The 21111-nt window shown below is 68.7% G+C and carries 20 protein-coding genes; 13 read left to right on the forward strand and 7 right to left on the reverse strand.

Translation table 11 applies throughout. The features are described 5' to 3' along the window. On the forward strand, positions 1 to 390 hold a 390-nt coding region (locus FB557_RS13880), incomplete at its 5' end, for a helix-turn-helix domain-containing protein (protein ID WP_144858235.1). Here the strand turns inward: FB557_RS13880 and FB557_RS14675 are convergent. The 3 genes from FB557_RS14675 to FB557_RS13895 all read right to left on the reverse strand — a co-directional run bounded on the left by FB557_RS14675 (position 387) and on the right by FB557_RS13895 (position 2550). After that, positions 387 to 1799: a M23 family metallopeptidase gene (locus FB557_RS14675; RefSeq protein ID WP_246074859.1), complete on the reverse strand. Its 1413-nt coding sequence runs from the start codon at positions 1797 to 1799 to the stop codon at positions 387 to 389. The two genes, FB557_RS13880 and FB557_RS14675, sit on opposite strands and share 4 nt — an antisense overlap. Continuing rightward, complete coding sequence (locus FB557_RS13890) at positions 1796 to 2161, reverse strand: hypothetical protein (RefSeq protein WP_144858236.1); 366 nt, start codon at positions 2159 to 2161, stop codon at positions 1796 to 1798. The genes FB557_RS14675 and FB557_RS13890 overlap by 4 nt, the downstream gene beginning before the upstream one ends. 185 nt (positions 2162 to 2346) lie before the next feature. Further along, complete coding sequence (locus FB557_RS13895; RefSeq protein WP_170236306.1) at positions 2347 to 2550, reverse strand: helix-turn-helix domain-containing protein; 204 nt, start codon at positions 2548 to 2550, stop codon at positions 2347 to 2349. A 132-nt stretch (positions 2551 to 2682) separates the two neighbouring features. On the opposite strand from FB557_RS13895, the gene FB557_RS13900 reads away from it, so the two are divergent. The 9 genes from FB557_RS13900 to FB557_RS13940 all read left to right on the forward strand — a co-directional run bounded on the left by FB557_RS13900 (position 2683) and on the right by FB557_RS13940 (position 14008). Then, a complete protein-coding gene (locus tag FB557_RS13900) occupies positions 2683 to 2937 on the forward strand; it encodes a hypothetical protein (RefSeq protein ID WP_144858238.1) in 255 nt (84 codons plus the stop codon). 652 nt (positions 2938 to 3589) lie between these two features. Next, entirely contained in the window at positions 3590 to 4597 is a 1008-nt protein-coding gene (locus tag FB557_RS13905) for a hypothetical protein (RefSeq protein ID WP_144858239.1), read from the forward strand. A gap of 190 nt (positions 4598 to 4787) precedes the next feature. Continuing rightward, positions 4788 to 6272, forward strand: coding sequence for a ParB/RepB/Spo0J family partition protein (locus tag FB557_RS13910; protein WP_144858240.1), 1485 nt, complete (start codon positions 4788 to 4790; stop codon positions 6270 to 6272). Further along, entirely contained in the window at positions 6265 to 7059 is a 795-nt protein-coding gene (locus FB557_RS13915) for a ParA family protein (protein ID WP_144858241.1), read from the forward strand. Before FB557_RS13910 ends, FB557_RS13915 begins: the two co-directional genes overlap by 8 nt. Beyond that, complete coding sequence (locus tag FB557_RS13920) at positions 7056 to 7361, forward strand: hypothetical protein (RefSeq protein ID WP_144858242.1); 306 nt, start codon at positions 7056 to 7058, stop codon at positions 7359 to 7361. Before FB557_RS13915 ends, FB557_RS13920 begins: the two co-directional genes overlap by 4 nt. 182 nt (positions 7362 to 7543) lie before the next feature. Continuing rightward, positions 7544 to 7966, forward strand: a complete 423-nt coding sequence (locus FB557_RS14385) for a hypothetical protein (protein WP_211356589.1) — start codon at positions 7544 to 7546, stop codon at positions 7964 to 7966. Beyond that, complete coding sequence (locus tag FB557_RS13930; protein ID WP_144858243.1) at positions 7939 to 13101, forward strand: helicase-related protein; 5163 nt, start codon at positions 7939 to 7941, stop codon at positions 13099 to 13101. The genes FB557_RS14385 and FB557_RS13930 overlap by 28 nt, the downstream gene beginning before the upstream one ends. Continuing rightward, positions 13098 to 13406: a hypothetical protein gene (locus FB557_RS13935; protein WP_144858244.1), complete on the forward strand. Its 309-nt coding sequence runs from the start codon at positions 13098 to 13100 to the stop codon at positions 13404 to 13406. Before FB557_RS13930 ends, FB557_RS13935 begins: the two co-directional genes overlap by 4 nt. After that, entirely contained in the window at positions 13403 to 14008 is a 606-nt protein-coding gene (locus FB557_RS13940; protein ID WP_144858245.1) for a hypothetical protein, read from the forward strand. Before FB557_RS13935 ends, FB557_RS13940 begins: the two co-directional genes overlap by 4 nt. Positions 14009 to 14111: 103 nt before the next feature. Here FB557_RS13940 and FB557_RS14245 read toward each other — a convergent pair whose 3' ends face one another. Next, a complete protein-coding gene (locus FB557_RS14245; RefSeq protein WP_170236307.1) occupies positions 14112 to 14474 on the reverse strand; it encodes a thermonuclease family protein in 363 nt (120 codons plus the stop codon). Between the two features lie 407 nt (positions 14475 to 14881). On the opposite strand from FB557_RS14245, the gene FB557_RS13950 reads away from it, so the two are divergent. Both FB557_RS13950 and FB557_RS13955 read left to right on the forward strand, forming a co-directional pair. Further along, positions 14882 to 15172 carry a hypothetical protein gene (locus FB557_RS13950; protein ID WP_144858247.1) on the forward strand — a complete coding sequence of 97 codons (291 nt, stop codon included), beginning with the start codon at positions 14882 to 14884 and terminating at the stop codon, positions 15170 to 15172. Beyond that, positions 15165 to 16505 (forward strand): hypothetical protein, encoded by a 1341-nt coding sequence (locus FB557_RS13955; RefSeq protein WP_144858248.1) that lies wholly within the window; start codon positions 15165 to 15167, stop codon positions 16503 to 16505. The genes FB557_RS13950 and FB557_RS13955 overlap by 8 nt, the downstream gene beginning before the upstream one ends. 85 nt (positions 16506 to 16590) lie before the next feature. Here the strand turns inward: FB557_RS13955 and FB557_RS14390 are convergent, their stop codons facing one another. Continuing rightward, a complete protein-coding gene (locus FB557_RS14390; RefSeq protein ID WP_144858249.1) occupies positions 16591 to 16884 on the reverse strand; it encodes a C2H2-type zinc finger protein in 294 nt (97 codons plus the stop codon). A gap of 832 nt (positions 16885 to 17716) precedes the next feature. Between FB557_RS14390 and FB557_RS13965 the strand changes: the two genes are divergently transcribed. Beyond that, entirely contained in the window at positions 17717 to 18193 is a 477-nt protein-coding gene (locus FB557_RS13965) for a mycothiol transferase (protein ID WP_144858250.1), read from the forward strand. 212 nt (positions 18194 to 18405) lie between these two features. Here the strand turns inward: FB557_RS13965 and FB557_RS13970 are convergent, their stop codons facing one another. Further along, positions 18406 to 19428: a hypothetical protein gene (locus FB557_RS13970; protein ID WP_144858251.1), complete on the reverse strand. Its 1023-nt coding sequence runs from the start codon at positions 19426 to 19428 to the stop codon at positions 18406 to 18408. Then, positions 19421 to 21058: an N-6 DNA methylase gene (locus FB557_RS13975; RefSeq protein WP_144858252.1), complete on the reverse strand. Its 1638-nt coding sequence runs from the start codon at positions 21056 to 21058 to the stop codon at positions 19421 to 19423. The genes FB557_RS13970 and FB557_RS13975 overlap by 8 nt, the downstream gene beginning before the upstream one ends. Between the last annotated feature and the right edge of the window lie 53 nt (positions 21059 to 21111).

Genomic DNA, 21111 nt, shown 5'->3' on the forward strand with positions numbered 1-21111 from the left:
GACATCCCAGCCGCCGCGAAGATGCTCTCCGTGAGCGAGTCCACGCTTGGCCGTGCGATCCGCGCTGGCGAGATCCCGGCGTGGCGACTTGGCAAGAAGTGGCGCATGTGGCGCCCGGCCGTCCTGCGCGCCGTCGTCGGCGAGGTCGCCCTCGTCCAGCACCCGCTGATCCCTGAGGGCGATCCAGAGGTCGTTGACCGCACCACCGCCGCAGGGCTGCTCGGCATCACGCCAGACACCTGTGCGCTGCTGATCCGGGACGGCACGATCCCCTCGCAGCGCATCGGACCTAACTACCGGATCTGGTGGCCCGCCGTGCGACAGCTGATGATCGACGGGACGGCCACGCAGGCTCCCCCCACCGGCGACAACGAGACCGCGGCGCACTAGGCCTTCCCTTTTCCGATCCACGTCTGCGGATCGATCGGCTTGTCGTTGACCCGGACCTCGAAATGCAGGTGACACCCGCTCGACTCGCCGTCGCTGCCGACCTTGGCGATCTGCTGCCCCGCCTGAACCTCGTCGCCGACCCGGGCGAGCAGCCCGTTGCCGTACATATGCCCGTAGCGGGTCGTGGTCCCCTGGCCATGGTCGACCTCGATGAGGTGGCCGTATCCGCCCATCGGGCCCGCGTAGACCACGCGGCCCTTGGACGGGGCGCTAATCGCCGCGTCGCACGGAGCGCCGATGTCGATACCCGCGTGCATCCGGGCGTACCCGAGCGTGGGGTGCATGCGCATGCCGAAGGGGGAGGTAATCGGGCCCTTGCTGGGCATGACCCGCTCCCCCGGGGCGGCGAAGACCGAATCTGCCTCGGAGTCCATGCACGCGCTGGCCGCTGGCAGGGCGCCCGTCCCCGCGCTGCCCTGGAACGTCGCGTGGACGTGGTCTTGGTGGTTGGCCGTGGGCGAGCCCCGGTTCTCCATCGGCTTCCAACCCCGGTCCGGGTACCAGCTGCGCTGCTGCCACAGCAGGTACTTCACACCGAGCTCCTCGTGGTTCTCCGTGAGGTACTGGGCCAGGGCGTCCCCCTTCGCCGTCCCGGCGTCGGTGAGGGGGACCATGAAGTCCGCCGCCAATCCCGACGGGTGGTCCGGGTAGGGGTCGTTGGGACGGTGCCCGCCGACGGTGGAGATCTTGAACTGGGGAGCGAGCACTCCGACCGCGCGGGCGGTCACGTCCCGGACGCTGCCGAGGTTGTACGCCTTGATCGTCTTGGCGGTGTCGACGTTCGTCGAGCCGGCCTCAGTGATCTGAGCCCCCTCTAAGGCGGAGACGAGCTGCTGCGCAGAGCGCCAGTGCTGCGCGTAGTGGTACGGGTCGGCGTTGCTCTGCACCCGGTGCGCGGCAAAGGTCGGAGCGAGGTCCTCCCACCCCTCGACCTCAAGGAGCGCCTTGTAGAAGTTCGTCGCGGCGCTCGAGGGGTTCATCCGGTCCTCGAGCGAGCCCCACCCGGTCGCGCGCTGCTGGAACAAGCCGCGGCTGTCCGGACCCACGGCGTCCCCCCGCTCCAGGTTGTTCAGTGTCGACTCGCCGATCGCCGTCATCACCGCGATCGTCTGCGCGTGCCGGGACAGGCCCATCTTCTTGCCCGCGTTGACGATGAGGGCCGCGTTCTTCAGCTGCTCACCGGAGTACGGGCCAACCGAGTCGGGGAGGTTCGCGATGTTGACCACGATCCCGTCCTCGGTCGGGATGCAGCCGTCGTTTGGGCTCTCCGCCCCGCCCACGAGGAAGCTAGACGCCAGGAGGCCGCCCAGCAGAACCGCTGGCAGCCCGAGCGCGACCTTCTTGCTCACGAGCCCCGCTCCGGCTCGATCCGTTCAGCCAGCCACGGGGCTCCCTGGCCCGTGCGCGCCATCAGGACCGTGTACTTGCCGCGATCGGTGCTGATCTCGACCGTCGCCAGGTACGGGCTCGAATCGTCGGCGATCCGGCCCTTCCCCTTCACCTCGCGCACGGGCACCGCGGCCACGTCGACTGAGTTGTAGACCTGCCGGGCCGAGGGGGTCATCATCGGCCCCAGGTCGCGCCACCACTCCCCCTGCGAAATGTCCGGGCGGGCAAAGGCCGTCAGGACCTCCTCGGCCGCAGTGATCGCCTCTCGTCGCGCCTGCTGATCCCAGGTCGGCGACGCCACCGGAGGCGTCGTCTCGGTCATCTGCGCGTCGTTCGGGCCGGACGGCGTCGAGGTCGCCTGGGTCGAGGTGGAGGACCCTGACGACGTCGAGGACGTCGGCGGCGGATCCTCTCCCCCACTGCTGCACGCTGTCAGCACCGCGACAAGCGCGGCGCACGTCAGCGAACCCCTCCCTGCTCGGTTCATGTGCTGCGGCCCCCTTCGGGCTACTGGTTGCGCTGCTCCTCCATCCAGTCGCGAACCTCAGCCGCCAAGATCACCCAGGACGTCCCGACCTTGTAGGCCGGGATCACTCCCGATGCGAGCCACCGACGCACCGTCGGTTCACTCACACCGAAGATCTCCCCGAGCTCCTTCGTCGTCAAATGCTCGCCGTAGGGCGCAAACAGGTCGTCAAGACGACTAGCCATCAGCAACCCCATGTGTACGAGAAAAGCACATGTGAGCGCTTTGCGCTACCGTGAGCGCATAGGAAGTTGTCGAGTCGAAGGCCAGCACCCCCGCACGGTATCCGCCGACCCGCCCTCATGAAGGAGCATCCGATGGACGAGCTGAACGCCGTCATAGCCAACATCCCTATCGCTGGAGCGCTACTTGTCGCGCTGATGACCTTCGCCCGTCCGGTCCTGCGCCTCCTGGCGGTGGGCGTCTTCGCCGTCGGCGCCGTCATTGCCACCCAAAGCGAGGGAGCTGACCGGCTCCTCACCCTGCTCAACCTCGTTGCCGGCGTGACGCTCTGGCGGCTGGGGGCGCGACCCAGGAGGTCGTCACACCAGCCCCATCCGACACGCTCATGAAAGATCCCGCACATATCTGATATGCGCGGCTAGGTTCTATCTATGGCTGGACGACCGAGCAAGGGCGATCGCACGCTGATGGCTGCGCGGATACCCAACGCAGCGGCAGACAGGGTCCGAATCGAGGCTGCGGCACGCGGCCAGTCCCTCTCGGAGTACATCGCTGCCGTCCTGTGCCGCGAGGTCGGTCTGCCTGACTTGGCCCCCGCCGAGAACCCCGCGAAGGACGGGGAACTCCCCCGACAGGAAGAGTGGGAGCTTACGGGCTAACCCCTAATCAGGGCAGTGCCCTGACATGACGAAAGCCCCGGCGGCAACCGGAGCTTCCATCGTCAAAAGCTAGGTGGGAGACCGAGCGGCAACTCGGTGACTTCCCCGATCTGAACCACTCACCGAACCGTGAGGAGGCGGCTTTGTGCTGCCCACTTTAGACGACTCTGTCTCGAGATTGCCAGTCTCTGGCGAGATCTTCTCGGCGTGTCCAGGCGTCCCCACCGACTTGCGAGAGCGGCGTCGAGCCGCGCTGACTGCACGGGAGTGCCCGGACGGCCTCGGGCCGTGGGTGCAGCGGCAGTGCCTCCGTCACCCCGAGTTGCTCCCCCGCCGGCACCCCACTGACCGTGCTCGACGACGCACTGCCCGCCCCTCAGGCGTGCACTACGAGACCCCCGCCGGCGCCTACGCAGGCGTGGCCGCGTGGCGCTCACGCGAGCACTGGCTGGCCTGGGTCGTGCCCGTGGCGATCGCTGCTCACCCTGAGCTGCGTGCCGGGCTGGTCTCCGAGGACCTGCTGCGCCGCTACCTGGTGGTGCGCTCCGGCTACGCACACCGCCGCACCGGCCGGGGCGCCACCGTACGCCCGGACACCCTCGCGAGCGTCCTCGGCGTCACCAAGCGGCAGGTCCAGAACTGCGCCCGCGTCTCCCGTGCGATCGGGCTCGAAGTCGTCATCCAGCGAGGCCGGATGCTCACCTGGGCCGAGCGGATGGAGGCATGGCGCTCCGGTTCTCACCAGAGGGGTCTGGCCACCGAGGTCGCCTTCACGACCCCGTCCGGGCTGGGGAAAACCCCTGGGGAGATTTTCACCCCCCCTAGGAGGACCAAGTCCTCCTCAAAAACTCACCTAACACCTCCCTCCCCTGACGCCGCACGCGGCGAGAAAAAGGACGCGGCTCCGCCGCGGCCACCACGAAGAGGGGCGGCTCGACGCCGAGCTGGCACCCAACTCGGTGCCGAGCTCGTCAAGATCGTCCCCTGGCTGCGCCAGGAGGCCCCCAGACGCCTCGGACCGGCCCTGGCACGCTTCGCCACCGCCCCCACGCCGTGGAGTCCCCAGGACGTCGTCCTGGCTCTCGCAGACCTCGCCAAGCGCCGCGGTCAGATCGCTCCCCTCACCGCAGACCGAATCGCCACTCGTCCCGCCGTCGTCCTCGCCGGGCTCCTCCGGCACCTCGACGTCGAGGCCGACCACCCCAGTCACACACCCTTCGTCGACCCCGCCACCCTCAAGCCCTGCCGCCGCACCGACTGCGACGGCCACGGCTGGGTCACCATCAGCGACGGCCGCGGCCGCCACGTCGTCGCCAAGTGCCCCGATTGCCCACCCGGCATCCGCGCCAACGTCGTGGACGACGGACTCGACGAGGAACCGCCGTTCTAGGCCTGCGAATGCGGCTCTCGCTACACCGGTTAGGTCGAGGGGCGGCCTGTCCGCTCTGTAACCGGGGTGATTCGTCACGAATCACCCAGGCCCAGGCTCCGACACGCCCACACCTCTGAGAGGTTGCGCCCACCCCCGTCCTGTTACATGCTTTACATGTAACGTATGCAATCGAGTGAAGGGGACGACCATGGCGAAGCCAGCCAAGGGCATGTCGACCACCCTGAACCGCGCCAGGGTGGCCCCCTCGCGCAAGGGCGGCGTGGTCGAGGCGATGAAGTCGCGGGCAGCGGCGGTCGGCGAGAGTCGGATGATTCCCCTGGGTGACATCCAGCCCAACCCCGATAACCCCGCGGAGAGGTCGCGGCCGGGGGAGGGGCTGGTGGCCTCGATCCGCGCGGTCGGCGTCATCCAGGACCTGGTGCTCGTGCCGCTCGAGCTGTGGCGCGCGAATCACCCCGAGCACGAGGACGTCGTCACCGACGCTCCCTACGTCGTGCTTGCTGGGCACCGGCGACTGGCGGCCGCAGCCGCCGCCGACCGCGATGAGGTCCCGGCCCGGGTCCGGGAGGACTTCGACCCGACGACGCTGGACTCCCTCGTCGTCCACGAGAACATCCACCGGGAGGCGCTGACGCCCATCGAGGAGGCCATCGCCTACCGACGGATCATGGAGCGCCAGAGCCTCTCCCAGCGGGCCCTGGCCAAGCACACCGGGGTCTCGCAGTCGCAGATCAGCAAGAAGCTCAAGTTGCTCGAACTCCCTCCGGGACTCCAGGAAGTCGTCGGCGCGGGGCTGCTCGGCATCGAGGAGTCCGCCACCGTCCTCGACGAGGACCCCGACGTGATCCAGCTGGTCAACGAGGCCGCCGCAGCCGCCGAGGAGGAGTTCGACCTCACCGAGGCCATCACCCATGCCCGGTACGACGCGCGAGTGGAGGTCGCGCGAACCACGGCCGTCGAGCAGGCGGAGCAGCGCGGAGCGCCCTTCGTCGCCTTCGACGAGCTCGACGCACACCTCAAGTGCGGCACTGGCAGCGCCTGGAACCACCGACTCAACGATGACAAGGCCATCGCCCAGGCCCAGGACGCGGGCACTCTCGTCGTCAGCCACAGCCACGTCGCCCCATTGGGCGGAGGAGGGAAGGTCGAGTTCTACACGACCGAGAAGCCGAAGAAGGCCCCCGCATCCAGCCGGCAGCAGGAGCAGGCCGCGAACGACACCCAGCGTCGCAAGGCCAACAAGGCCAGGCGGGCCGCTTTGCTTGACATGGTCGCCAAGTCCCCGAAAGCGGACGTCATCCGCCGAGGACTGCTCGCCTGGGCGATCAACGGCGCCAGCTGGGGCTCAGAGACCCTCCGCGTGGCCCAGCCGCTCCTGGAGCACGCCGAACTGATCCCCACGGGACTGAACTACTGGGACATTCGCGTCCACCTCCGCACACTCGATGAGCGTGCGCAACTGCACGCCGCCTGGGTCCTGCTGATCGCCAAGCGCGACGAAGAGGTTGGACTGCCCCAGGACCATCGGAAGTGGGGACAGGTGCACCTCGAGCACTACGCCTGGCTCGCCGAGCAGGGCTACGACCCCAGCCCGTGGGAGCAGGGCAAGCTCGCCGAGGCCCGAGAGACCGTGAACGCTCAGCAGCAGGAAGAGGACACAGCCGATGACTGATTCGCCACGAATCACCCCCGTCCTAGCCATCGTCTCTGGGGCAGGCAGCGCAGGGAAAACCACCACGGCAACGACCCTGGCCGCCCTCCTGGCCCAGGACGGGCAGCGGGTGCTGCTCATCGACCTGGACCCCCAGGCCAACGCCACGACTGCCGTCGGGGTGGACCCCGAGACGGTCACCCATACCGCCGGCACGGTCATGCTCCGCGAGATCACGCTGGCCGAGGCGATCGTCTCGACCCCGATCGAGGGACTGTCACTGGTCCCGGCCAGTGACCTTCTCGACCAGCAGCGCATCCTTCTCGGGACAGTCACCGGTGCGGAGCAGCGGCTCAAGCACGCCCTGCGCGGCGTCGAGGATCTCGCCGACGTCGTGATCCTCGACTGCCAGCAAGGCGTCGGGGAACTGTTCCCAGTTGCGGCTCTCGTGGCGGCGACCGCAGCCTTGACCACGACCTTCCCTTCGACCAAGGAACTCCAGGGGCTGCCGCGCACCGAGGGCATCGTCACCGACGTCGCCGACGCCTACAACCCCGATCTGGCCCTGGTCGCTGTCGTCCCATGCAGCGTTCCCCCGGTCGGGGCGGGCCGGTTCTACGCCGAAGCCATCGACGCTCTCCAGGGCGCCTACGGCGGCCTCGTCACCCCACCCGTGCGCCGCTCCGTTGTCGCCTCGCGCGCCTACGACCAGCGGACCCCGCTCCCCATCGGAGCATCGGGGGAGCCCGTGACCGAGGACTACCGCGCCGTCCTTGCCGATCTGCGGGCGAAGGGGGTCCTGGCATGACGCCCAAGGAGAACCTTCAGGCGCAGGTGCCTGCGCAGCACGCCGAGCGGGTGCGCGGGACGGTCGCTGGGATGCAACGCGTTCACGGTGCCGCCTACACCCTCACGCAGTTCCTCCTCGACGCCACCGAGGAGCACTGCCGACGCCTCGAGGCGGAGCATCACGACGGGCAGCCCTGGCCGCCGATGCCGAAGGGTGACCTGCCCCGGGGGGCCCGGATCGGGCAGGCCAGACCCGCTGGCCGCGCGACCTCATCCACGGGTGATTCGTCACGAATCACCCCCGAGCCGGAGGGCGGGTGAACCCCGTGCGCCGCCACTTCTCAAGGCGCGACTTCTCAACAGGCGGATGCCGTACCCGTACTGCACAATGGCGAAGACTTGATTACGTCCACAAGGGGGAAGCGGGATGGCTCGGCCACGTCGGAGCACCGACGACGCACAGCTGGCCTTCGACCTCTTCGGAGATGGAGAGCCCGACCGCGATGAACGAGCTCGGACAGCTAGCGATGGACCACTGGAAGACGTGGCTCCCCGAGCAGTACCAGCAGATCCCGGACCCGGAGACCCACTTCGCGGCCCTGGGCCAGACCGCCCACGAGCAGATGATCCAGATCGAGGAGGACATCCTCCGAGCATCACCGGCCGACCCGGACTATCTCAAGGAGGTCGGGAGGCGGAACATGGCCCGCCTGACGGCCCGCGAGACGATCTTGTCCGAGCTGCTCCCGACACCTCCGCAGAGCGACGACGACGCGCAGGACCCGACGCCGAGCCCGATCGACCCGACGGGGATGCCCAGCGACCCGAGCCACCCGCTGTGGGCGGACCTGGACGACGACTCGATCAGCCCAGCGGAGTTCCAGGCCCGGCGGAAGGCTTGGATCGACTCACTGCCGATCCGCTGACCCTCCCCGAGGGGGCGCCGAGGTTCGTTCCCCGCGGTCAGGAGCACCTCGGGGGGTCCTCAGAGACCAGCGCACGAGGTTTCGGGGATGCCGTCGCTGCCCGCTCCCGGCTCGCGAGGAACCTTGCTGCGCTGCACTGGCTCCAGGTCGCCCAGTCCACCGGGGGCGTCAACGCCCACATGCAGGAGCAGATCGCTCGGTGGTCCGGGTGGGGCGCGCTGCCCCACGTCTTCGACGAGCGGAACACCGAGTACGCCGAGGACCGCGCCTACCTGCGCGAGATCCTCACCCCGGCCCTCTACGCCGCAGCGTCCCGGTCGACGATCAACGCCCACTTCACCGACGCCGCGATCGCCACCCAGATGTGGGACGCCCTCCAAGGACTGGGGTTCACCGGGGGAGAGGTCCTCGAGCCCGGGTCCGGGTCGGGAAACTTCATCGGCCTCATCCCCGAGGACCTGCGCGGGGATACCCACGTCACCGGCGTAGAGGTCGACGCGGTCACCGCCAACATCTCCCGGGCCCTCTACCCGGACGCCACCGTCCGCACCGAGTCCTTCGCTGAGACCCCCTTCGCCCCCGGCACCTTCGACGCCGTGATCGGCAACGTCCCGTTCGGGCAGCTGCGCCTCCACGACCCGCGCCACAACCCGGACAACCTCCCGATCCACGACCACTTCATCCTCAAGGCCGTCGACCTCGTCCGCCCCGGTGGCACCGTCGCCGTCCTGACCTCCCGCTACACCCTGGACAAGACCGACAGTCGCGCCCGCGAAGGCATCTACGCCCAGGCCGACCTCCTCGGCGCCGTCCGGCTCCCCGCAGGTGCACACCGACGCGCAGCAGGAACTGACGTCGTCACCGACGTCCTGCTGTTCCGCCGGCGCCTCGAGGACGAGACGCCGGGCGACGACACATGGCTGCGCACTGTGCCCGTCGAGGGCCAGGTCCACGCCAGCGCCTACTTCGAGCAGCACTCCGAGCACGTCCTCGGTACCGTCACTGTCGGCACGGGACAGTTCGGCCCTGAGCTCCAGGTCCACAGTCCCGAGCTCGACCAGACCCCGGCCCGGCTCGAAGAGACGCTGCGAGCTATCACCGCAGCCGCGACAACTGCGGGCCGCGTGCACCAGCCCCAGGGCGGTGATTCGTCACGAATCACCCCGACTCCGGTCGCGATCACAGGCAACCCGCTGCGCTTCACCGGCTTCATCCAGGAAGCGGGGGAGGGGTTCACCCAGGTCCGCGACGGCCAGAGCCACCCCTTCGAGGTCCCCAAGTCGCGCCGCGACGAGATGCGCGCCCTGCTGGCGCTGCGAGACACCACGCTGGCCCTCCTCGACGCGGAGGCCGCCACGGTCGAGGACACCGGGGACATCGCCGGACTCCGGGCCCGTCTCAACGCGCAATACGACACATACGTGCAGCGCTACGGGCCCCTCAACCGGGTCACCCACCGCCGCACCGGCCGGGTCGACGAGAACACCGGGCAGGACATCCTCGCCCGCGTCCTGCCCCGCTCTATCGTCCAGTTCGGCGAGGACCCCTTCGCCGCGCCCGTCCGATCGCTGGAGGTCTACGACGAGGCCACCGGCACCGCCACGAAGGCCGCGATCCTCCGCGGCCGAGTCCTGGAACGCCGGGAGGTCCTCACCTCCGCAGACACCCCGGCCGACGCCCTGGCCATCTGCCTTGACCAGCGCGGCGAGATCGACCTTCCCGTCATCGCCGACCTACTCGGCGCCGACACAGACGCCGCACGCGCCCAGCTGGGCACGCTCGTCTACGACGACCCCGCCACCGATGGCCTCGTCCCCGCCGCGGAGTACCTCTCCGGGGACGTGCGCAGCAAGCTCGCCGCCGCCACGACGGCGGCCGCCGACGACGACCGCTTCCAGAGCAACGTCGAGGCACTGACCGCCGTTGTCCCCGACGACCTCGGGCCCGAGGAGATCCATGCCAGCCTCGGGGCGGTCTGGATCCCTGACACCGATGTCGAGGCCTTCCTCCAGGAGACCCTGGACGATCCCTCCGTCCGGGTTCGCCATGGCGCGGGCGCGATGTGGACCGTGGCCGGCAACAAGCGCACCGTGGCCGCCACGAGCACCTGGGGCACCGAACGCCTCAACGCCCTCGACCTCACCACCCGTCTGCTCCAGCAGCAGGAGACGGTCATCCGGGACGAGATCGAACGCCCCGAGGGCGGCACCGTCCGCGTGGTCAACGCCGAAGCGACCGATGCCGCCGCAGAGAAAGCGGCCGCTCTCCGTGACCGGTTCGCGGAGTGGGTCTGGCAGGACCCGGGCCGCTCGGCACGCCTGGCCCAGGCCTACAACACGATGTTCAACAGCATCGTGCTGCGCGCCTACGACGGCGAGCACCTCACCCTGCCCGGACTCGCCAAGTGGTTCCACCCGCACCCGCACCAGCGAGCCGCGGTGCACCGCATCGTCAGCGAGCCGTCCGTGGGGCTCTTCCATCAGGTCGGGGCAGGCAAGACGGCCGAGATGGTGATGGGCACCCAAGAGCTGCGACGGCTCGGGATGGTCAACAAGCCAGCCATCGTCGTGCCCAACCACATGCTCGAGCAGTTCACCCGCGAGTACCTCGCGCTCTACCCCCGTGCCAACGTCCTGGCCGCAGGCACCGAGGACCTACAACGCGACAAGCGCCGCCTCTTCGTCGCCAAGGCCGCGACCGGCGACTGGGACGCCATCATCATGACGCGCGGCGCTTTCCAAGCACTGCCGGTCTCCACCGAGACCGAGCGGACGTACATGCAGCGAGAGCAGGAGGCCCTGCGCGCCTCCCTCGAACGCCTGGCCGGTGACACCGCCGACACCCGGATCGTCAAGCAGATGGAGACCCGGCTGGCCAACAGCGAGGAGCGGCTGAAGAAGGACCTCGACCAGCGTCGTGACGCCGGGCTGACCTTCGAGCAGCTCGGCATCGACTACCTCATGGTCGACGAGCTCCACGACTACAAGAACATGCGGATCGTCTCCTCGATCCGCGACGTCGCCCACGATGGGGCCCAGCGCGCGATCGACCTCGACATGAAGATCGACTACCTGCGCCGCCGCAACGGGGCACGGGTCTTCACCGGGGCGACAGCGACACCGATCGCCAACAGCGTGGCCGAGGCCTACGTCATGCAGCGCTACATCCGCCCCGACCTCCTCGACGAGGTCGGCATCGTCGACTTCGACTCCTGGGCCGCGACGTTCGGCGAGACCGTCACCCAGGTGGAGCTGGCCCCCGAAGGAGGCGGCAACTACCGGACCACGACGCGGTTCGCGAAGTTCCGCAACGTCCCCGAGCTGCTACGGATGTGGCACGTCGCCGCCGACGTCAAGACCGCCGAGGACCTCACCCACCTCAAGCGACCCGAGCTGAGGGCCAGGCGCGACGGGCAGCGACTCCCCGAGACGGTCCTCATCGCACCCAGCCCCGAGCTGAGCGAGTACGTCAGCGACCTGGGGGAGCGGGCCGAGAAGGTCCGAGCCAGGCTGGTCCCGCCCACCGAGGACAACATGCTCAAGGTGTCCTCCGAAGGGCGAGCGGCTGCACTCGACCTTCGGCTCGTCGGGCAGGACCAGGCCGACGACACGCTGATGCCCGTCCCGACGAAGCTCGAAACAGCAGCTGAGCGCATCCACAGCATCTGGCAGACCCACCGCGACGACACCTACGCGATGCCCGACAGCGAGGGGCAGACCCACACCACCCCTGGCTCTTTGCAGATCGTGTTCTGCGACCTTGGCACCCCGACCGGCTCCGCCCCCTTCAACGTCTACGAGAACCTGCGACAGGAACTCGTCGCGCGGGGCATGGACCCGGCCCGGGTCCGCTTCATCCACGAGGCCAACAACGACCGCAAGAAGGCGCTCCTGTTCGAGCAGTGCCGCACCGGGCAGGTCGACGTCATCATCGGATCGACCTCGAAGATGGGCGTCGGGACGAACATTCAGACGAGGGCGGTCGCCCTGCACCACCTCGACTGCCCCTGGAGGCCAGCCGACATCGAGCAGCGCGAAGGGCGGATCCTGCGCCAGGGCAACCTCAACCCCGAGGTCGGCATCTACCGTTACGTCGTCGAGGGCAGCTTCGACGCCTACTCGTGGCAGACCGTGGAACGCAAGGCGAAGTTCATCGACCAGATCATGAGGGGCACTCTCGACCAGCGCGAGATCGAGGACCTCGGCGACAACACGCTCAGCTTCAACGAGGTCAAGGCCCTTGCCTCCGGCGACCCGCTCGTCCTCGAACGCGCAGAGCTTGAGCAGGAAGTCGCCACCCTGACCCGCCTCGAACGTTCACACTCCCGAGCCCAGGCCGGTCTGCGCACCAGGATCCACACCGCCGAGCAGGATCTCGACCGTGCCCTGGAACGCATCCCGCGGATCGAGGCCGCGATCGCCGGCAGCACCGACACTCGCGGCGAGAACTTCCGCGCCCGCACCGCAGACGGGCGCACCCACAGCAACCGTGCCGACGCCGCGGCCACCCTGCGCCACACCCTTGGGGCCCACCTCGCCCGCCTGGACAAGCACACCCGTCCCGAGGCCGAGCCTGACCAGGTCCTCATCCTCGGCGGGCACACCTTCGACGGGCGCGTGCGTCTCGCCCGTCTCGGCGGCCAGGACGTCGCCCAGGTTCGCCTCGGTGACCTCCCGGACATCAGCGTCGACATCGACCTCTCCGAGAGCGGGCATGGCGGCATCACCCGCATCGAGAACGCGATCGCCAACTTGCCCCGCGCCCTAGAAGCCGCGCAAGGCGCAGCCGAACGCGCACGACGCGAGATCGCCGAGGCCCAGGACAGCATTGGCGTCCCCTTCGCACGCGCAGACGACCTCAAGGACGCCCGCGACCAGCTGGCCCAGGTCGAAGAGCGCATGAGCGCCCCCAAGGCCGACCCCGCAGTCGTCGCGCCCGCAGCGACTGATTCGCCACGAATCGGGGATGATGACGAGGTGCTTCCCCCGGACCAGGCCGTCAGCCGTGCTCAGGAGGCCCGTGCACGCCTCCAGGCCACCATCGAGGCCCAAGGGTCACGCCGGGCTGAGCCGCGCCGTGACCACCCAGCCAGGCAGCCCTCACGTACTCACGGGCCCACGACAGGACTGGGATGACCGGAACCACCCCAGCAGCCCTGGACAGCACGCTGCGCGAGGTCTTGGGGCACCTCACCAAGGCCCGGACCTCCATCAGCGACACCCACCCCCTGAGCGAGCACCTCGAGGAGATCGCTCTCACCCTCCACGAGGTCGTCGACCTCGAGGCGCCGGACATCACCATCGACACCACGACGAGCCCCGAAGACGCACTCCGCGGAGCGGAACGCGCCCTCGACGCGATCCCCGCGCAGGACCGCCCACTGTGGCTGCTCCCGCTCCGAGCCGAGCTGGCGATTCTGCGACGCAGGAGCACCGCATGAGCCTCGACGACACGATCCAGCGCGTCCAGGACGCCGGGTGGCAATCCGTGGCCAACCTGCCCGACGCCGAGAGCACCACCGCCAGCGACCTCGCCGGGTGGGCCGCAGTCGCCCGAGCAGCCGCCCCGCTCCTGCAAGACGCAGGCCACGACCAGGTCACCACCGCCCTGACCGCAACAGCACGGAGCATCCCCGCCAGGCCCGCCACGCAGGCCGACCCCACCTCGCACCTGGCCGAGCTCGCCGCTGCGATCGAGGACCTCACCTCGGAGGTCAACGCCCAACCCCAGCGACGGGAGGACGCCGCCACGGCCGTGGCTGTCACCCTCCAGGCCGCAGCGATGGTCGAGGCCGAGCACACCCGAGACGCCCCCAACCCCCAGGTCCGCCAGGTCGGTCACCAGCTCGCGAAGGTGGCGGTCGCCGCCCGCTCAGCCCACAGCGATCGTCGGGCACGCGCGATCTCCCCAGGCCCCAGGCCCGAGGCCGCGACAGCCTCACCGACGGCCCGACGGGAGCAGGCCCGCACCCCGCAATCCCGGGATGATTCGCCACGAATCACCCCGGCCGAGACTCGCAGCCAGGGCCCGTCCCTCACCTAGAGGCGCGGAGCACCCGGGGACGCCGGCCTCTTCGCCGGCGGACGCCATGGGGTGCCCCCGGCGCGCGAGTGCCAGGTCACGGTGATCGGTTCGCCCATCGCGATCAGCAGCTCCACACGCCGCGACCGGCAGCCTTCGCGGCCTTGGATGGGGCCCGGTAGTCGGCCTCTCGGGTGTGCGTGCGCGCCTTCGCGGTCTTCCACGCGTGGCCCTGGCGCAGCATCACCGCAGTGACGTCACGACTCTTCCCGTCCCCGCCAGGCAGGTCGACGTAGCGCAGCAGGCGACCGTTATCGTCGCGGTCGTCGTTCTTCGGGTCGCTGACCAAGGTGACATCCTTGCCCTCGAGGAGACGCTTGGCGGCCTGGGTGCTCTCCTTCGACCAACACTGCGCAGGGTTGGTCTCGGGGGCATCCATCCCGAGGATCCGTACCCGCCCCAAGTCACGGCCGCTCTTGTCCGCCACCACCACCGTGTCCCCATCGACGACCCGAGTCACAGTCCCCGTGGTCGATTCCGCAGAGCCGCTGCCGGACCAAAAGGTCACGTCCGGCAGGCCACTCAGCAGCAGGAAGACCGCACCGAGCCCCAGGAGCGCACCAACCACCCGCACGGACGGGGCCTGCCGCCCCTTGCGTGCGTTCGGGCAACCGATGGTGCTCTGCCGATGCCGCTGCCCGCACGAGCAACTCCGCAGCCTTGCCATCGCGTCCTCCTTGTCTCGGTGGGTCTGACCATCCTTGGGCAGAGCACCGACAGCGCAACCGGAGCGACCAGTTTGGGCTTTCCCCAGTTGCGGTCACCGGGTCGACGTTGTCCACTGATGTGACGAGTCCACGCGACACCCCGGGACCGACCGACACACTGAGGCCCATGACCAACCACATCGCCGAAGCCATCGCCCAGCTCGAGGTCGCCGAGGTTGTCGGCGAGGGCCTCCTCGCTGACGACATCCGCTACACCCGGACCACCCTGGTCCTTGCCACCGGACGCATCGAAGCAGACACCCCTCTTGCCGTCAGCAGCGCCCATGAGCACCTGCTCGCCGCCGCCGCAGCTCTCGACGCGGGCGTCACCGCAGGGGAGACCACGGCCGCAGATGTGCTCACCGCACGCAGCGAGCTCGCCTCCCTTCTCCTGCGTGCCCAGGAGTTCGATGCCTGACGTCTTCCTCGACGACCTGCTCGATGACATCTCGGCCGCCGCCTACCGCTACGCCGCGACCATCACCGCAGGGTCACGAACGCAGGACCTCGAAAGCCGAATCCGGTCCGACTGGGAGGTCATTCGCCCGGCCGCTGTCCGAGCGCTATCAACCATCCCCACCCTCGGCGGGGCCCGCACAGCCGCCGATCCCGTCCTGAGGGGCATCTCAGACCTTCCGACGGTTCGCAGCAGGGCGCCGCAGGGATCAGCCCGTGAGGAGGCGGTGCACCTCGCACGCCTCCTCGGCGTGACCGCCGACGTCCTGGTCAGCGCCTCGCTGCGACCCGACTTCAGCGAGGAGCACGCGCGCGCTGCGCTCACACAGGTCACCAGCGCCGTCGGTGCAGTCAGCCGAATCTCGGCGGCCGCAGCAGCCACCACCGCCGCCGAGGCCAACGCTCACACCGCAGCTGCGGCTCGGCGGGCTGTTATTCGCTACGACGCACTGGAGAGGACCTGTCGAAACATCGGCCGGCAGGGTGAGCGACCCGTCGTAGGAATGGCCCCGGCGCCGACGACCCTGGCCGGGGCGATCGCCCGATGGTGCGCAACGACTGAGCGGGCACTAGAGCCCACGCAGGTCAGCAGCCATGTCATGCGGGCGGCCCCGGCAGACCTGCGGTACATCCACGCCGCCACAGCAGCACTCACACATGCCGCGAGGCACTCGCCAAGCACCCAGACCCTCTCGCAGGTCGCCAGGGTGCTCGGCTCGGCACAGAGCGCCTGGGGTGACGTGCTCGACGCATGGCCTGCGCAGACCCGCACCCAACCCGGAGGGCGCGAGGACTTCGAGCAGCTCCAGGCAGCGCACGACCTGCACGACCGCATCCGAGAGGCCGTCCGCTCGGGTCCAGGCTGGGCCACCGCCAACGAGATACATGACCGTGTCGACGTCGGGCACGAGCTCCGCGCTCTCTCCGACCTCACCGGGAGCGCCCTGCGGCGGGTCGCGGATCGCTACGCGGCCACGACTCGCACCCTCGTCGACAACGAAGTCGTCACCTTCCCGGCTCGCCAACTACCCAAACCGGGCGGAGGGCAAGGACATGACCCACGAATCTTGACCGCAGCGGCGAAGGGGGGCTGGGTCCCCCTCCCCGCGACATCAGCACCAGCCTTGACGCTGCGTACTGCGGTCGACGTCGCGAGCCTGTCCACCACCCGAGCAGGAACCGCGTTGCGGGCGCGGCGAGAGCCGCCGCCCAAGGCTGGCGGCCGAGCACTTCCCACCGCGCAACGCGATAAGCCGCGCCTGGACCCGCCGCAGCACCCGCAACGCAGGATCTGAACGCCCGCTAGGAGGGACGCGCCGCCCATCCTTATCCGGAAGAGGCGGCCGATGAGTACGTTCGCCCCCTCCTGCGGAGCCTGTCCTACCTGCGGCCAGCGCTCTTGCGGCCACTGTTGTGCATCCGGGTGGTGTGAGCTCGAAGGCCGCCAGCGGTCACGAGGATGCGGTGGCACTCTGGGCAGACGTGCTCCTGCTGGTCGAGCCAGTGGGCGAGGGTTGAATGCCACCACCACGCGGTGGGGTCGTAGCCGTCAGCGGTCGGGAACCGGCCGGTGCGTCGATGCCTGGTCAGGGTGGCGGAGGTCCATCCGGTGAGTGTGAGGACCGCTCCTCGGCCGAGGCGCCGCCCGTCGAGGACGACACGGCCTGTGGCCATGTCCTTCGCTAGCCGTGACCGCGTCAGGTTGAGGGCAGCAGCTACCTCGTCGACGGTGGCTCCGGCAGTCCAGAGATCGGATGCGCGGCGCAAGGCTGTGTAGCCATGCCGGGTCGGTGTGGGCAGCCCGTCGAGGGCGGTCGTCACGGCCACGGGGTCTGCGCCCCACGCGGCGGCGGTCAGTCGGTCGAGTGCTCCGTTGGCACGTGCGTGAGCCCAGTCGGTGATGTCCTCGATGTGAGGTGCGATGAGCAGGAGGCCAGCGGTCTCGATCGCATCGTGGACGTCAGCTCTGCTGACGGCCAAGGCACGAGCTATCGCGCTGGGTCGTTCCCCATCCATCCGGCATTGCAACGCCCAGCGGCGCTGCGGCGTGAGGGCCTGTCGGGTCTCGGCCGACCAGACCCGGATGAGCTTCACCGACGTGAGGTCATGGCGTGCGAACGCCTCACGCCAGTGTGGATGGAGCGCGCTCAGGGTGTCTTTGCCGTTAGTGTCACTCATCAGAGTAGGGGTCCTCATCGGCGGAGGTTCGCAGTGCCGGCCCTGTGCGCAGGTCGCTCTCCCACCGCCACGCCACCCAGTGCTCTACACCCTAAAACAGGGTCACGCAGGAGCGGTTGAGGGCTCTGTCGTAGATCGGTAACGCTCTCGTTCGGAGACCGGGGGTCGAGTCCGGCCCGTGACGAGATGGCGGGCGATGAAGGCCGCAATGACGATCGTTGCGGCCATCCAGGGCTTTCAACGGATCAGCCAGCGTCGCCGCAACAGGTTCGTTAAGTGACACGCGTTCGCCGAGCAAGAGGGACAGCAGCCCACCTACTCTGTTGGGATGCCCGACCATAGCTTCCCCGTCGATCACCCCGACGATGAGAAGGAGTTGCTCTTGGACTGGCTCCGCTTCCTTCGGGGCGCCGTCGTCCGAAAGGCATCTGTGGGCAATCAGAATGCCCATTGGCGTCCCGAGGAACGTCTGCTGAGTCTGATCGGGATCGTCAACCATCTGACCCACGTCGAGTGGCGCTGGATCGACGGTGGCTTCCTCGGAGTGGGAGTTGAGCGCGATGAGGCCGAATTCCAGCCCGGCGAGGAGTTGACGATCGACGCGGCCATTGGCGCGTACCAAGAGCGGTGGTTGATGACGGACACCCTTGTGCGATCGACTCCGCTGGACAACTCCTGTCAGCTGGAGGGTCAAGGGGACGTTAGTTTGCGCTGGGTGCTTCTTCACCTGATCAACGAGACGGCTCGTCACGGCGGGCATGCCGATGCTGTCCGCGAACTGCTCGACGGAACCACCGGCGAGTAAGGCCGGAGCGGACTTCGCCATTCACGGATTCCCATTCGGCGCGCGGAGGTGGTGTGCAGAGGACGTGCAGCCAATTTCGGAAACTGACAGCGCAGACGGCACGTGGCGGTGGCACGCGCGGCATGGGCGTGCGGTGACGATGGGTTAGTGCGACAGCAGGTTAAGTCCGGACGGGTCAAAACTGTCGGGACTGCTGCACCCCTCCTCGTCGGTCATTGCTCTGCCAGAAGGTCTACTCCGGGGTTGTTGCGAAGGTGCCTGGCCATGACGTGGTAGTTGATCGGGGTGTGGTCGAGGACCTTGCTGAGCATGACGGCGAAGAACCGTTCAGGGCTGATCTCGTGCGGGACCAGATCACCTCGGAGGGTCACAGAGGGAAGCGTGGCCAGCTGCTGTCGTACTACCGCATCGTCGTCGCCGTCATCGTTCTCGACGAGGGGCTCGGGTTCGGCTAGGGCGGAGGGGTCGATAGGTGCTTCGTCGTCGGGGTCTGCCCCGGCTTCGTCGGCGCTTGGCAGCGGTCCGGAGTACTCAGGGACAACTAGCGCGACCGCGTGGTATGCGTCCTCCTCGCGACCAAGCTTGGTGAGCAAGTCGACCAGCCAGTTCGCCTTGTCGAGGCTCTGGTCCCAGCAAGTCGAGCGAAGTCCGTAGACGAACCCGCACGCGGCTTGCGGGTGGCGTAGCCGAAGGTTCTTGGCGTCTCCGTACGACTCTTCTACGCGGTTGGCGGCGTTGTTGCCGAACGAGGAGTCCATGCGCTTGGTCGAGATCAGCACCTCGGGGCCGGTCGACCAGTGGCTGAGGATGACGTCGACTTGCTTGAGGTAGTTCTTCCCGAGGATGTTCCCGCTGGCGGCGCCGCCGTTGCGGCTGCCGCCCTTGGCGATCCTCCCGCGGAGAGCGTTCGCGGTCTGCTTCGTCTGGCCGTTGACGAAGTCGAGAACGTCCTGGGAGATGACCCTGGGGGCTTCTTCTCGCGGCCAGACGCGGTCCGGCTCGAGACCGGCCCGGCGAAGTTCGTACGCAACCCAGACGTCCAGGGCCAGAGCAGGGACACCGGAGGTGGTGGCGGCATCGAGTAGAAGGGGCACCCCCAGAAGTTGCTGGAGGACCTCGTAGTCAGGGGCGAACACTCCGGGCTCTACCCAGGGATTGGTGCGTCGACCGGGGGCCTCGGTGACGATGGGGTCGAAGAGCCGCCAGGCTTGAGCCTTCTTGGTGTCGTCAGCCACGGGAGACCTCCCGGGCGCGGTCCATGCGTCGCTTCGCCAGAGCGTCGCGATCAGAGCGGATCGCGGCTTGAGGCTTCTTCCCAAGGCGGAGGGCTCCGGTAAGCAGGACCTCGTCGACGAGGTCCACCGCCTGAAGCAGATTGCCGGCGCGCAGAGCCGCGGCGACCTTGGGTCGGAGCGCGGTCAAGGCCTCCGCGTGCGCGGTCACCAGCGCGGGCGAGGGCACGGCAAGTAAGTCTGCCTCGCGTGGCTCGATCTTGAGCATGCCGCCCCCGTACGCCCGGCCGACCGTCTCGGCTGAGAGGAGAGTGACGGAGTTCAGGCTGGCGATCGGCAGCAAACGGCGGCCGAGGTCGCTGTGCTCCTGGCGGAGGTAGACCCCATGCACCGAGTTGAGGTGGTGGGCTCGAACACGGTTGGTCGACAACCGCGGGGTGTCCGCGTTCATGTAGGTGAGGAAGAGGTCAGCGGGCCGGAGGTAAGGCACACGCCACCACGGGGTGCGAACCTGGCACTTGTAGGCCTCGTGCACGTCAAGGGCCTCGCCCGACGCGATGTATCGCAGTGCCGCAGCGGACGGCTTCGCAGCAGGCCGGAAGAGGTGTGTTGCCTGCCCGGCGTTCCCGAGCGCCTTGTGTGCGTCGGCGCTGAGGGACAGGCCGCGCAGGTGACGTGAGCCGGGGGGTGAAAGCTTGATGACGTCGGAGGGTGCGAGGCCGAGCTCTGCGACCTTCGCGGGGGAAAGTGCGAAGAACTTATTATTGCCGGTGACCATGCCCAGCGTCGTGTCGCCCCAGTCCTCGAGGAGCCCGAAGCCCTTGTGCGAGGTGGCACGGGTGAAGGCAGTCAGGCCCGAGGGCGAGAGCATTCCGCCGGACCATTTGGCGCCTCTGGTCGGCGGCGACCACGTGCGTGCGAGAGGCAATCCATCGAGTCCTGCGGCGTCGCGGACCTGGACAAGGCTCATGTGGTCGGTGCCGGTCTTCCCTTCGGGGTCGTAACCGCCCGCGAGCAGGAGCACTGCGTCGACATCGACACCGGGAAAGACTCGCTCCTCGAAGAGGACGAGGGAGACCTCTGCGAAGTGACTCATGAGGAACGAGCGGACGGGTGCGGCGTAGTTCACGGTGAGCAGCTCGGCCGGTAGGACAAGTGCGAGCCGGCCCTTGGGTCGGAGGTGTAGCGCGGAGTGGACGGTGAAAGCGGCCCATGACGAGGCCAGGTTCGTCAGGCTCACGCCGGCGCGCAGCGCGGCCTCGCGGCTCTTGGCGCGGGCCGCACCGGTCCATCCCTGGTAGCGCACGTAGGGCGGGTTGCCGACCGCGGCGTCGTACTTGCCGAACTCCTCGTGGAGGAAGAAGTCACGCACGTGCAGTTCGGCGTTGACTCCGGCATCGTGCAGGGTGCGTCGGGCCTCGTCGGCCGAGCTCTTGTGGATCTCGACGCCGACCACCCGGCCGGTGTGCTCTGGCGCGATCTGGTGGAGGAAGACAGCCTCGCCGCACGATGGTTCGATCACGTCGTCGCCGTAAGAACGGATCGCCCACTGTGTGATGTAGCGGGCGACCGGTTCGGGGGTGAAGAACGCTCCCCGGGCCTTGCGCAGATCAGCGGTGTCCTCGGGAAGCATGCGGCCATCCTGCCGTACGGCGAACGTTGCTCCGACCCGCCGCGCCCGGGGGC

Origin of the sequence: Marihabitans asiaticum (genome assembly GCF_007828725.1) — a bacterium.
Lineage (GTDB): Bacteria > Actinomycetota > Actinomycetes > Actinomycetales > Dermatophilaceae > Marihabitans > Marihabitans asiaticum.

Excerpts from the sequence above, each read along its gene's own strand:
- FB557_RS14385 (WP_211356589.1), top strand. The coding sequence starts at position 7,544 with ATGAACGAGCTCGGACAGCTAGCGATGGACCACTGGAAGACGTGGCTC.
- FB557_RS13915 (WP_144858241.1), top strand. The coding sequence starts at position 6,265 with ATGACTGATTCGCCACGAATCACCCCCGTCCTAGCCATCGTCTCTGGG.
- FB557_RS13940 (WP_144858245.1), top strand. The coding sequence starts at position 13,403 with ATGAGCCTCGACGACACGATCCAGCGCGTCCAGGACGCCGGGTGGCAA.
- FB557_RS13950 (WP_144858247.1), top strand. The coding sequence starts at position 14,882 with ATGACCAACCACATCGCCGAAGCCATCGCCCAGCTCGAGGTCGCCGAG.
- FB557_RS13900 (WP_144858238.1), top strand. The coding sequence starts at position 2,683 with ATGGACGAGCTGAACGCCGTCATAGCCAACATCCCTATCGCTGGAGCG.
- FB557_RS14390 (WP_144858249.1), bottom strand. The coding sequence starts at position 16,884 with ATGGCCACAGGCCGTGTCGTCCTCGACGGGCGGCGCCTCGGCCGAGGA.
- FB557_RS13975 (WP_144858252.1), bottom strand. The coding sequence starts at position 21,058 with ATGCTTCCCGAGGACACCGCTGATCTGCGCAAGGCCCGGGGAGCGTTC.
- FB557_RS13890 (WP_144858236.1), bottom strand. The coding sequence starts at position 2,161 with ATGACCGAGACGACGCCTCCGGTGGCGTCGCCGACCTGGGATCAGCAG.
- FB557_RS13920 (WP_144858242.1), top strand. The coding sequence starts at position 7,056 with ATGACGCCCAAGGAGAACCTTCAGGCGCAGGTGCCTGCGCAGCACGCC.
- FB557_RS13935 (WP_144858244.1), top strand. The coding sequence starts at position 13,098 with ATGACCGGAACCACCCCAGCAGCCCTGGACAGCACGCTGCGCGAGGTC.
- FB557_RS13895 (WP_170236306.1), bottom strand. The coding sequence starts at position 2,550 with ATGGCTAGTCGTCTTGACGACCTGTTTGCGCCCTACGGCGAGCATTTG.
- FB557_RS13965 (WP_144858250.1), top strand. The coding sequence starts at position 17,717 with ATGCCCGACCATAGCTTCCCCGTCGATCACCCCGACGATGAGAAGGAG.
- FB557_RS13910 (WP_144858240.1), top strand. The coding sequence starts at position 4,788 with ATGGCGAAGCCAGCCAAGGGCATGTCGACCACCCTGAACCGCGCCAGG.
- FB557_RS13955 (WP_144858248.1), top strand. The coding sequence starts at position 15,165 with ATGCCTGACGTCTTCCTCGACGACCTGCTCGATGACATCTCGGCCGCC.